Source organism: Pseudoalteromonas nanhaiensis, from assembly GCF_051235485.1.
Lineage (GTDB): Bacteria > Pseudomonadota > Gammaproteobacteria > Enterobacterales > Alteromonadaceae > Pseudoalteromonas > Pseudoalteromonas lipolytica_C.
The window spans coordinates 1-12,142 of the sequence record NZ_JBPNYQ010000027.1; the positions used below are offsets into that span (position 1 = coordinate 1).

Annotated in this window: 9 protein-coding genes and 1 tRNA gene; 6 read left to right on the forward strand and 4 right to left on the reverse strand. The window is 39.2% G+C overall.

Translation table 11 applies throughout. The features are described from left to right. Nucleotides 1–76: transfer RNA gene (locus tag ACSFVZ_RS17745), tRNA-Phe, on the reverse strand. A gap of 344 nt (nt 77–420) precedes the next feature. Here ACSFVZ_RS17745 and ACSFVZ_RS17750 point away from each other — a divergent pair. Beyond that, the gene (locus ACSFVZ_RS17750) at nt 421–3,183 is read left to right on the forward strand and encodes an ATP-binding protein (RefSeq protein ID WP_435559348.1); all 2,763 of its coding nucleotides are present in this window, start codon (nt 421–423) and stop codon (nt 3,181–3,183) included. Between the two features lie 49 nt (nt 3,184–3,232). Here the strand turns inward: ACSFVZ_RS17750 and ACSFVZ_RS17755 are convergent, their stop codons facing one another. Together ACSFVZ_RS17755 and mutY are read right to left on the reverse strand one after the other, a co-directional pair. Continuing rightward, nucleotides 3,233–3,505 carry an oxidative damage protection protein gene (locus tag ACSFVZ_RS17755; protein WP_036970432.1) on the reverse strand — a complete coding sequence of 91 codons (273 nt, stop codon included), beginning with the start codon at nt 3,503–3,505 and terminating at the stop codon, nt 3,233–3,235. Nucleotides 3,506–3,520: 15 nt separating this feature from the next. Beyond that, entirely contained in the window at nt 3,521–4,597 is a 1,077-nt protein-coding gene (mutY, locus tag ACSFVZ_RS17760; protein ID WP_435559349.1) for an A/G-specific adenine glycosylase, read from the reverse strand. Between the two features lie 218 nt (nt 4,598–4,815). On the opposite strand from mutY, the gene trmB reads away from it, so the two are divergent. From trmB to arcA, 5 genes are all read left to right on the forward strand, one after another. Beyond that, the gene (gene trmB, locus ACSFVZ_RS17765) at nt 4,816–5,541 is read left to right on the forward strand and encodes a tRNA (guanosine(46)-N7)-methyltransferase TrmB (RefSeq protein WP_435559350.1); all 726 of its coding nucleotides are present in this window, start codon (nt 4,816–4,818) and stop codon (nt 5,539–5,541) included. Nucleotides 5,542–5,558: 17 nt separating this feature from the next. After that, nucleotides 5,559–6,587, forward strand: a complete 1,029-nt coding sequence (locus tag ACSFVZ_RS17770; protein WP_235382781.1) for a methyltransferase — start codon at nt 5,559–5,561, stop codon at nt 6,585–6,587. Between the two features lie 119 nt (nt 6,588–6,706). Continuing rightward, nucleotides 6,707–8,329 (forward strand): sensor histidine kinase, encoded by a 1,623-nt coding sequence (locus tag ACSFVZ_RS17775; RefSeq protein ID WP_435559351.1) that lies wholly within the window; start codon nt 6,707–6,709, stop codon nt 8,327–8,329. After that, complete coding sequence (locus tag ACSFVZ_RS17780) at nt 8,329–8,850, forward strand: YfiR family protein (RefSeq protein ID WP_135925830.1); 522 nt, start codon at nt 8,329–8,331, stop codon at nt 8,848–8,850. The genes ACSFVZ_RS17775 and ACSFVZ_RS17780 overlap by 1 nt, the downstream gene beginning before the upstream one ends. Nucleotides 8,851–8,955: 105 nt before the next feature. Then, the gene (gene arcA / locus ACSFVZ_RS17785) at nt 8,956–9,672 is read left to right on the forward strand and encodes a two-component system response regulator ArcA (RefSeq protein ID WP_054551295.1); all 717 of its coding nucleotides are present in this window, start codon (nt 8,956–8,958) and stop codon (nt 9,670–9,672) included. 6 nt (nt 9,673–9,678) lie between these two features. Here arcA and arcB read toward each other — a convergent pair whose 3' ends face one another. Further along, complete coding sequence (gene arcB, locus ACSFVZ_RS17790) at nt 9,679–12,006, reverse strand: aerobic respiration two-component sensor histidine kinase ArcB (protein ID WP_138558648.1); 2,328 nt, start codon at nt 12,004–12,006, stop codon at nt 9,679–9,681. Between the last annotated feature and the right edge of the window lie 136 nt (nt 12,007–12,142).

Consider the following 12,142-nt stretch of genomic DNA (forward strand, 5'->3'; position numbering starts at 1 on the left):
TGGTGCCCAGAGGCGGAATCGAACCACCGACACGAGGATTTTCAATCCTCTGCTCTACCGACTGAGCTATCTGGGCAAACTTCGGTTTTAAGCTGAAAATCTTATAGGATTTTCAATACAACTTCCACAGTGCTCTACCGACTGAGCTATCTGGGCGTGCGGCGTATTAAACGGGTTTTGCCTTCTCAAGTCAACTATTTTTTGAGGATTCTATCTGTTTGCACAGTTTTCAATCAAGATTGCTGTTTTTAATGATTTTTAGACTATTTATTCAACAAACTTATGCGCTTTTACAACGTCTTATGTTTTTAATCAATTTCCTAGTCTAAAAACGTGGTGAATTTTTCTTCATTGATGGTAGGATTATCTAATTATCAAGAATATACCTACTATTGCAGTATAAATTGTTGGATTAAAGCTATGCGAAGTAAATCAACTTCTCCTGTAAAAGGCCTGTTGCCGCTTTTTATTATTACGAATCTTGTTATCACACTTTTAGCAGTTACTGCTCTAGCTTTTTACCCTTCCAACAATTCTGAAAAACAATCATCACAACCCAAACTCACCGCATCACAAGTTGCATCTCAGTTATCAGCTCCTTTGGTAAGCGCATTAACAATGCCAGGACAAGATAAAGTAAAAGAGGTATTAGATGTTAGTTTGTTGCTAAACAATAATTTTGATTACTACTTATACCGATATGAAGTAAATGGTGATGTCTCACTGGTGTTTGCAAGTAATCAAGAGCGAATTGATGCAAGTAAAGTTAATCAGCAACTCGAACAAAACATGCTTGTTCATACTGTACTTGAGTTTAACGACCAACCAGTCGGCGAGCTTATAGTTAAACAGCATCCAACTGAACAGCCTGTAGTTCAATCAGCTGGGGTTTCATATGCTTTAGCCGCTTTAGCTGTATTAGCGCTGATAATTTTGTCAATTGCGATGAGTATATTTATCAATAAGCGTTTTACTAAAAGTAGCGGCTCTTTAAGCCAAGAGTTAATTGCGATCACGAATAATGCAGACTACAACACGCATGTTACAGAGAATCTTGAGTTCGGATTAGATATTGTTGCTGAAAATATCAATCAATTGCTGAGAAAGGTTCAATCCGCAATTAAAGAAAACAAAGCAGCGCAAGCCGATCTGCAAAAACTACAAAGCGGCCTAGAAACAGAAGTACACAACAGAACTCTCGCGCTTGAACAAGCAACTTTAAAAGCAGAACAAGCGAATGAGACCAAAACAACCTTCTTGGCAACCATGAGTCACGAAATTCGCACACCGATGAATGGTGTGATTGGAACCATTGATTTACTTCGCCAAACTGAGCTTGATGGTGCCCAGCACAGGCTAAGTACTATTATCCGTGATTCTGCGTTTTCTTTATTAGGTATTTTAGACGATATTCTCGATTTCTCGAAAATTGAGGCAGGTAAACTTAATATAGATAATATTCCATTTTCTGTTTCGGATACTGTTGAAGAAGTAGCTCGCGTTCTGTCATCAGTTGCAAAAAAACGAAACCTTGAACTTGAACTTGCTATAGCACCCGATATTCCCACAAACTTAATCGGCGATACCGTTCGAGTTCGTCAGGTACTCTATAACCTATGTAGTAATGCTATTAAGTTCACAAGCACAGATGAAAACAAAAAAGGTCATGTAAAAATATCTGTTGAGGTTGCTCAGAACACAACCGATCATTACACATTGCGTTTTACTGTTTCTGATAATGGTAAAGGAATGACGCAAGCCCAGCTTCGTGAAATTTTTAACCCCTTTATTCAAGCCGAAGGCTCTATTACTCGAGAATATGGTGGTACCGGTTTAGGATTATCAATTTGTAAAAGCTTAACAGAACTTATGTTGGGCAGCATTTCTGTTAGTAGTGACTTAGGTATTGGTAGTGAATTTGTAGTCGATTTACCATTTAGCACCGAAGGTAAAGTAGATCTCGCCCACAGACATACAATGAAAGGCCATCGTGTTGTTGTGGTAACACAACATAGTGGCCGTAAAGCTTTGCTTGCCCGTTATTTATCTTTTATGGGAGCGACTCATGTTTTTGCCGATAGCAATGATTTAATAGAGGCGGAACAAGATAACGAAAACATTATCTGGATCCTCGATGGTATAGAGGGAATGGAGGATATTAACTATATCTTGCGCCGTTTACTCTACACACTAGAAGATAATAACCAGCAAGTTATCGTGTTGAGTAAATTAGATGAAGCGGCGGTAAATCATAAAAATATCTTCTACTTAAATGCGTCACCATTTTGTAAGTCAAACTTCATGATGTCGCTGTTAGTGGCTGCGGGTTTACACACACCAAAACAAGTTGTCTCAACCAAATCTTTCAATGATTACTTGAGCGTTGACCAAGCTCGTGACGAAAACAAACTCGTGCTTTTAGTAGAAGATAATGTGCTAAACCAGCAAGTATTAACAGATCAACTTCACTTGTTAGGCTATGGTGTTGAGCTTGCTGAAAATGGCGAAAAAGGTCTTAATATATGGCGAGCAGGCCATCACTCAATTATTTTAACTGATTTGCACATGCCAAAAATGTCAGGGTATGACATGGTTGAAAAGATCCGCAATGAAGCATCTCAACTCGAAGACATTAATGCTCAACCTTACATAATTGCTATCACAGCAAACGCTCTTAAAGGCGAAAAAGAGCGCTGTTTAAATGTAGGAATGAATGACTATATAACAAAGCCTGTTGAGTTAAATGTACTTGAAGCCGCACTTCATAAATGTGCTTATAAAGCTAACCCTGAAGAGGTGAAACTGGCCCCACCTAAACCTGCAATCCCTATTGATATGAGCGTATTATCTAAATACGTAAATAATGATGAAGCTAAAAAGCTACGCTTTTATAAAATGTATTTAGAGCAAAGTAATCAACTTAGCCGTGAAGTAAATGCAGGGGTTATCGAGCTTGATCTTGAGAAAATAATAAACTCATGCCACCAGTTAAAATCTATCTCAAAAACGATAGGTGCAATGAAAGTCGCTGAGTTGGCTGAACAATTTGAACATCGCTGTAAAAATGAAGACCCTACAAGTGATGAATTAATTGAGCTTAGAGATAATTATGAAATTGAATACTCTAAAGTCGCTCAATATATAAAAGAGCAAATACAAAAAGCCGAACAAGAAAACAAATAGTACTTATCAAAAAGGGCCATAACGGCCCTTTTTACTTTATTTTCTTGGTTTATTTTTCTGGTGGACGGTAGCCTTCGATTTCTACGTCTTTACCTTCAAATAAGAAACCGACCATTTGCTCTTCTAAAAAAGCACGGTGCTCTGGGTCCATCATGTTTAAATGCTTTTCGTTAATCAACATCGTTTGCTTGTGTTGCCATTGGCCCCACGCTTCTTTACTGATGTTGTTGAAAATCTTTTCACCAAGCTCACCTGGGTATAGTTGGAAGCCTAAGCCTTCAGCTTCTTTTTGTAACTTTTGACAAAATACTGTACGTGCCATAATTGCTCTCTACTCTTATTGCGTGATGCTATTGTAATCTATTGTGCTTAATTGTTTAACCAGCTTTTTCGTTGGCGCTGCAAGGCCAACTTCAACTGACTCATCAAGCGGATACCAAACCAGTTGTCGCTCATTGATGAGATCTGGAATATTTGGCAATGTTAAAACATGCGGATTAATAGTCAGTTCAAAATGTGAAAACACATGGGTAAAGGCTTCAAGTGCCTGCGTATTTGCAGTTAAACCCTGCTGAGCTAAAAATGTTTCTAGTTCAGTTAATTCGCTAAACTCAAAAAAGCCAAACAAGCCGCCCCATATTCCAGAACTCGGGCGTTTTTCCATAAGTACTTTATTGTCACAGGCTAGGATCAGCTGATGACATGACTTTTTAGGCACTGCCTTTTTCGGTTTTGAATGTGGGAACTCTTTAACTTTGCCTTTATTAAAAGCAAGGCATTTACTATTTAAAGGGCACGGCTCACAATCAAATTTACTACGCGAACAAAGGCTTGCACCTAAATCCATCATTGCCTGATTAAACTCAGTGACCGACTCTTTAGGGGTTAATTGCGATGATAATGACCAAAGCTGGTTTTCGACCTTTTTCACCCCATACCAGCCTTCAATCATAAAAAAGCGCGCCAGTACTCGTTTTACATTACCGTCTAGAATTGGGTGATGTTGGCCAAGCGATAAAGACAAGATAGCCCCTGCAGTAGAGCGACCAATGCCCGGCAAGTCCATCACCTCTTCAAGTGTGGTTGGAAATTGCCCTTGGTATTTATCACGAACTATTTTTGCTGTTTTATGTAAGTTGCGTGCACGAGCGTAATAGCCAAGGCCAGTCCAGTGGTGCAACACCTGATCTTCATCCGCATTTGCAAGCGCAATGATGTCAGGAAAGCTTTGCATAAACTTTTCAAAGTAAGGAATAACAGTTACGACTTGAGTCTGCTGTAGCATGACCTCAGAGATCCATACCTTATAAGGGGTTTTATTTAACTGCCATGGAAGAGTTTTACGGCCGTGAAGGTGATACCAGTCAACCACTTGGTTTGCAAACCAAGTTGACTCCTTATTGCTTAAATTCAAAATAACATCTTTACTTGCTGAAGCTCATTGCGGCCAAGTCTATTGCAGTTAGTTAGGCCAAGCAAGTCGAACCGACTCCGCCTTGCCAAATAGCCCACATATGGCTGCAAAATTAATCTCGAAAGATAAACAGGTTCTTACTATTGTACTCAAGGCGCAGGTCAGGGATAATACGCAACCTTTTTCTATAGTCAGTGTTTTTTATCAGGCCAAATTATATGAATGACTCAAGTAACCCAAACCTCGAGCAAGCAAAGCAAGAGGGTAAATATATCCGCACGATTCGTAGTTTCGTTAAGCGCGAAGGTCGCCTAACAAAGGGCCAAGCAGCCGCCATCGAAAAGTGTTGGCCAACAATGGGCCTTGAGCATAAAAATGGTATGCTCGATCTAAAAGAAGTATTCGGTAACGATAACGATGTCGTACTAGAAATCGGCTTTGGTATGGGTAAATCACTGGTTGAAATGGCTAAAAACGCACCAGAGCTTAACTTTATTGGTATTGAAGTTCATCGCCCTGGTGTTGGCGCTTGTTTAATGGACGCTGACGAAGCAGGGATCACCAACTTACGTGTATTCGAGCATGATGCAGTTGAAGTGCTTGCTGATTGTATTGCTGATGAGAGTTTATCTAAACTGCAATTATTTTTCCCTGATCCATGGCATAAAAAGCGTCACCACAAGCGTCGTATCGTGCAGCCTGAGTTTGCGCAAAAACTACGTAGCAAATTAAAAATTGGTGGTGTTTTTCACATGGCGACTGACTGGGAAAACTATGCCGAGTATATGCTTGAAGTAATGCAAGTTGCTGAAGGTTACAAAAACCAATCAGAAACCAATGATTACGTTCCTCGCCCAGATTCACGTCCATTGACAAAATTTGAGCAACGCGGTCATCGCTTAGGTCACGGCGTATGGGACTTGATGTTTGAGCGTACTAAGTAATAAAAGGTAAAAGCAGCATGAGTAAGTTAACCAACCCAAGTTTATTATTGCTTCGAAATGAAGACGAACTTGTTGGCCAGTCGATTTTAGTGGTTAACTTTGAGCAAGATGGCTTTTTACGCGAACTTAAAACGCTAAACCCAGACGCAAAAATTACTGCGTTCAGTTATAACCACGCTAATGCCATGTATGCCAGCAAAATTGCAGGTGTACATGCTGTGGTTGATCACACTATTCCAAATGGTAACTACGATTTAGTTATCTATTACTACCCAAAAGCTAAGCCAGAGGCACTAATGTGCCTTGATAATATCCGTGCTGTTTGCCAGCAAGATGCTCAGCTTTTTGTGGTTGGTGAAAATAAAAGCGGCGTAAAATCAGCAGAGAAACAACTAAAGGACCACTGTGGCTTTAGTAACAAAATCGATAGTGCTAAGCATTGTATTTTGTATATGTTCTCTGAGCTTACGTTAAATGATAACTTCGATATCAGCCGCTATCACAAACAATTCCAAGTTAAAGCTGGTGATGCTGAATTCACTGCTATCAGTGTACCAGGGGTATTTAATCACGGTGCTCTTGATGTTGGTACCGCGGTACTACTTAACCATGCCCCTTCTATTAACAAGGGTAAAGTGCTCGATTTTGCTTGTGGGGCAGGCATAATTGCCACCTACTTAGGTTTAAAGCAGCCTGAGCTAGAATTTGTTTGTAGCGATGTAAGTGCCCTTGCAACTTACGCCACAGAGCAAACACTGGCACTAAATAATCTCAAAGGTGAAGCCATATTAAGTGACGGTTTAGCAAGCATTGAGGGTAAATTTGATTTAATTATCAGTAACCCGCCTTTCCACACGGGTATTGCCACAGACTACACCATTGCCGAGGCCTTTCTAAGCTCTGCAAAGCAGCACTTGAGTAAGCAAGGAAAATTGACCATTGTTGCTAACAGCTTCTTAAAATATCCACCCATTTTAGAAGCGCAATTTGGCCAGTACAGCACCGATTTTAAAAATACTAAATTTGCCGTTTACTCAGCTTCATAACAATTTGTAAAATAGCTTATTCATAACAAAAATATTTTATTAAATATTTAGTTACTTTTTCTGTTTTTGCTAGACTTAATTTTTAATAACAATATAAAAAGATTGGCCTTCTATCGCGCATGTCACTATTTTCGGCACAAACAAGTATTCGTAAAGCTTTGGCAAATGCGGTCATGCTCGTCACTGCGCTATGCCTATCTTTGTCGATTTCGATATCGACTTATCTTGACGTTAAAGAACAAAAAGCGTTAATCGTTGATAAAATCACCCTACTTGCAGAAATCATTGCCTACAATGCGCAAGTAACAGTGCTTTTTGATGATAATGAAACAGAAGCAGAGCGTTTAAAACTATTTGAATCTGTGCCTATGATCAAAAATGTGCACATTTATGCTATTGATGAGTTATCAAATAAGCCTAAATTCTTTAGTAGTTTTAACGCAATAAGAACCCCTCCAGTACCAATTAAAGTTAATAATATTGATGAGCTATTAGAACCTCAATTTAAAAATAAAGCGATAGAGCTAATAAAACCTATTGTTTATGAAGGTAATACGATTGGCTATGCCTATGTCCGTGGTGACTTAGAAAGACTAAACCAATATATTAACAAGAAGATTTTTATCGATATTTTGTTGACTCTTTTTGTCTTGGTTATTGTGTATTTTGTTTCTAGACGCATTCAAAAACGCATAGCAAGCCCAATCGATAATTTGAGTAACCTGCTGCAAGACGTATCTAGAAACCACAACTACGAAACACGTGCGCAAAAAACCAATGTTGACGAGATCAATCAACTAGCTAATAGCTTAAATATCATGCTTGCCCGTACTCAAAAGCAGATTGAGCGCCATGAAAATGACAAGCAAGAAATTAAGCAACTGAACCAAAGCCTTGAAGAAAAAGTAAATCAGCGCACAATCGCCCTACGAGAAGCGAATCAAGAGCTACTCAATACCCTTGAGCGAATGCATCAATATCAAAACCAAATTGTAGAAAATGAAAAAATGGCCTCTCTTGGCCAAATGGTCGCAGGCGTTGCCCATGAAGTTAACACGCCGATTGGTTTAGGTATCACAGGTTCAACATTACTTCGCGATAAACTTGCAGAAATAAACAGTTTATTTGAGCAAAAAACCTTAACCTCAGCACACCTAAAGCGTTTCATAGATGATGGTATTGAAAACCTCGACTTAATTTATCGAAACCTTAACCGTGCAGCAGAATTGGTTTCTAGCTTTAAAAAAGTAGCTGTGAATCAAGATGTAGAAATGAGTACCAAAATAAATCTGCATGACTTATTAAGTGATGTAATTATGTCGATGCGCTCAGAAATACAATACCGCAACCCAAAAATCATCATCAATTGTAATAGTAACTTTAGCATCGAAACTAAATCTGGACCGTTACAACAAGTATTACAGCAACTGTTAAGCAATTCTGTTATTCACGGCTTTACTGATGATATTGGCAACGAAGTTAGATTTAACGTTGAACGTAACGAGAGCAGCCTTATTATCGATTACTATGACAATGGTATTGGTGTTGATAAATCAATTAAGAAGCGTATTTTTGATCCTTTTGTCACCACTAAGCGAGGTGAAGGCGGAAGCGGTTTAGGTATGCACCTAGTGTACAACCTTGTAACCCAAGCGCTTGGAGGAACGATTGTATATGATGAGCTTAATCAAGAAGGCGTGCACTTTATAATCACACTACCTTTGCATGAAGGTGACATGTGATGCGTTGGGTGTGTTATTTAGTCGTTCTTTTGCTTAGTGTGAACTCTGCTTTCGCAAAGTCACCAGAGCAAGTTAAGTCTGCATTTTTATATCAGATTGCCAAGTTCACCAAGTTTGATGATCAAGTAGATCCTCCCCCTGTTACATTTTGTTTTTACGATTTAGAAAATGGTCCGGGCTCGTATCTTAAAGAGAAAAATGAACTGCAAATTAACAAAAAACCAATCAAAGTAATTTTAGTGAAAAAAACTCAGCAAATTTCTGAACTTTCTCAAGTTTGTGATATCACATACATTGATGAAACATTAGAAAATGATATACTTCCACTTTGGACCGATACAATTTCATTAAATACTTTAACAATAGGCGAAAGTATTAGTTTTTTAGAAAATGGCGGTATAGCCTCTCTGGTTCAAGAAGGAAATAAAATCCGACTGTATATCAATAAGCAGCACGTATTGCAGCATAACTTTAAAGTGCAATCTCGATTGTTAGCTATGGCTAAGTTTTATCCAAATTGATTTTACTTGTTAACAATTGGATCTAATCCTATAATCTCTAGTATTCGGTTTTGCTTGATAATACCGAATTTTTGTAAATAAAATTTCCGAAAAGGTTAATATACAATGCAAACGCCAGTCATTCTGATCGTAGAGGATGAAGACGTAACTCGACTAAACCTCGTTAGTTTATTTGAAGCTGAAGGTTACAAAGTTATTGAAGCCATTGATGGCGATGATATGCATGACAAGCTTACAAATAATGATGATGTGAACCTTGTAGTTATGGACATCAACCTACCAGGTAAAAACGGGCTAATCTTAGCACGTGAACTTCGTCAAAAACGAAACGTGGGTTTAATTTTCTTAACAGGTCGTGACAACGACGTTGATCGCATTTTAGGTCTAGAAATTGGTGCTGATGATTACATCACAAAACCATTTAACCCGCGCGAGCTAACTATCCGTGCTCGCAACCTAATTTCGCGCACAGCTTTAGGCGGCGAAGAAGCAAATATCGAAACAAACGGTGTTATTACATTTAACGGTTGGGAACTTGATGAAAACAGCCGTTGTTTAACATCTCCAAGTGGTGACGCTAAACGTTTACCTAAAGGTGAATATCGTGCGCTACGCTTAATGCTTGATTCACCGGGCCGTATTTTCAGCCGTGAGCAATTAATCAAGCATATGACTGGCCGTGAGCTTCGCGCTAACGACCGTACTGTAGACGTAACAATTCGTCGTATCAGAAAACACTTTGAAAGCGATAACAGCACATCTGAACTAATCAGCACCATCCATGGTGAAGGCTATCGTTTCATCGGTAAAATCGACAGCTAATTAGAATTAATTTTCTAGTTGTTGTAAAAATAATTGGAGGGCTTCGCGCCCTTCATTTATTTTAACTGCTAGTTCATCAAGCCACTGTTGTAACTCTTCACTACTTTCTTCAAGCGCTCCATGCTCCATCTTCTTAGCGTGTAACTGAACATCGTTTAAGCCTACAGAGCCAGCTGCGCCTTTTAATTTATGCGCCACCGATTTGTACTCTTCTCTATCATCTGCTGCTAACGCATCTGCAAGCTCAGTTTGATATTGTGGGTTTAGCTTATTAAACAGCTCACAACTACGGTTGAAGATAGTTAACCCCATTGAACCAACAAAGTCTTCAATGGTTTCAATATCAAGTAACTCAACGCGGATACCTGACAAATCTTTGACTGACACTGGCTTGATTGTTTCTGACTGACAACTTTTTTGTTGTTTAATATCAAACAGCTCACCAAGCATTTTATCAAGCTTGGTTGTATTAATTGGCTTCGCAAGCGCGCCTTGAATGTTAATACCAGCAAGCTCTTCTTCAGCACTACGCACGTTAGCAGTTAAGGCAACGATTGGTAGGTTATCAAAGTGCTCATCGTCACGAATTTGGCGAGCAACTTCATCACCGTTGATATCTGGCAATTGCATATCAAGTAATACGAGGTCTAAGTCATCTTCTGTGTAGACAAACGACAGCGCATCTTCACCGGTTTCAGCCCAAATAACTTCGTGACCACGCTGCTCAAGTAAATTTGTGGCAATTTCAGCGTTAAGCGGAACATCTTCAACAAGTAGAATGTTTAAACTACGAACCGCATAATTTTGCTCTGTAGGCGCAATGCAGAGTTTAAGTGGGATCTCTACCACAAAAACGCTGCCCTCACCTTCTGTGCTGCTTACATGTATTTCACCTTTCATCGCAGTAACCAGTGCTTTTGTTACTGCAAGCCCAATACCTGAGCCAATAGCATTGGTGCCATTGATGTCTGGTGCTTTGTAGTACATGTCAAAAATACGGTGTAGTTGTTCTTGCGGGATCCCCTGACCGGTATCACTAACACGCATCACTAACCAAGGGCCATCTGGGCGATTTTCACGAATACATTCAAGCTCAACATGACCTTGCTGTGTAAACTTAACGGCATTATTTATTAAGTTCCACACAACTTGACGTAACCGAGTTGGATCAAGCGATGCATACACATCCAACGTGCCTTTTCGTTTGATGTTAAAATCAAGACTCTTTTGTTCAGCAATCAGGCCAGCAAAGTTAACAACATCATTGATAAAGTCAGCTACATTTACTGAGTCAGTAACGATATCTAGCTGCTCACGGTCAATTTTATCTAAATCAATAATATCGTTAAAAATATTACCAAGGGTTTCAGCACTCGAAAACACTGTGTTACACCAACTACGCTGCTGTTTATCAAGCTCGGTATCAAGCAACATGCGTGTTAAGCCTACAATGCCATTCAAAGGCGTTCTAAGTTCATGACTCAATGTGGCAATAAACTTCCCTTTGTCTTTATAAGCTGCTTCAAGCGCTTGTGCGGCTTCTTTACGGCTGGTGATATCACGACCGAAAGCGAGCAAACCAATATATTCCCCTTTTTCGTTAATAAACGGTAACTTACGCATCTCAAACCAGCGCTTTTCACCATTAACGGGATATTCAACATCAAGCGTTAGGGCTTGGTGCGTTTGCGATACTTTTTTGTCGGTGCGCAGTACTTCAGGTAAGTAATTACTTGGGTAGATTTCCTCTACACTTTTGCCAATTAACTCTTCGCCACTTTTTCCAATCACTTGCTCAAACATTTTATTACAGCCAGCAAAGACGCCGTTGTTATCACGGTAATAAAATAAATCAGGAGAGGAGTCGACAATTGAGCGCAATAACATACCTTGTTGGGCGAGTTCTTGTTGAGTTTTCTTGCGCTCAGCGATTTCACGTCTGAGCTCTTCAATTGCTCTGTGCTTAGCGTGAAACGCCATTTTACGCTCATCAATCTCTTCATTTAAGCGACTGATATTGTCTTTTAACGTTTGGTTTAATAGTTTTTCTTGCTTAGTGGCACTATCTAAATAGCTATATGATGCTTCGAGCTGGCGAATTGAATTTAGCAGCACCGAAATCAAAATAGGCGATACAACTGCGGTAAAAAACATCACCGCTAAAACATCCACCAAGGTGACAGTCCCCACTGCAACATAATAAAACATGCAAGATAAAATCAGCGACATCACTAATAATAAGGCATAGCAAGCCGCAGCGGTCTTAAATTCACCGTATTTAGAAATAAAGCTTGAGAGTGTGCGAGCCCACGGACTCATAGAAGAATCAATCATATATTAAAGCTTAGGCACATAATCGAAAAAAACAGCATAGCTAATTTTATCACTAATCCTTTAGAAATATTCACATTGTGCGATAAACATATAATTTTTTCACGTATGGCACTTCTTTTTATATTTTTTCATGTAA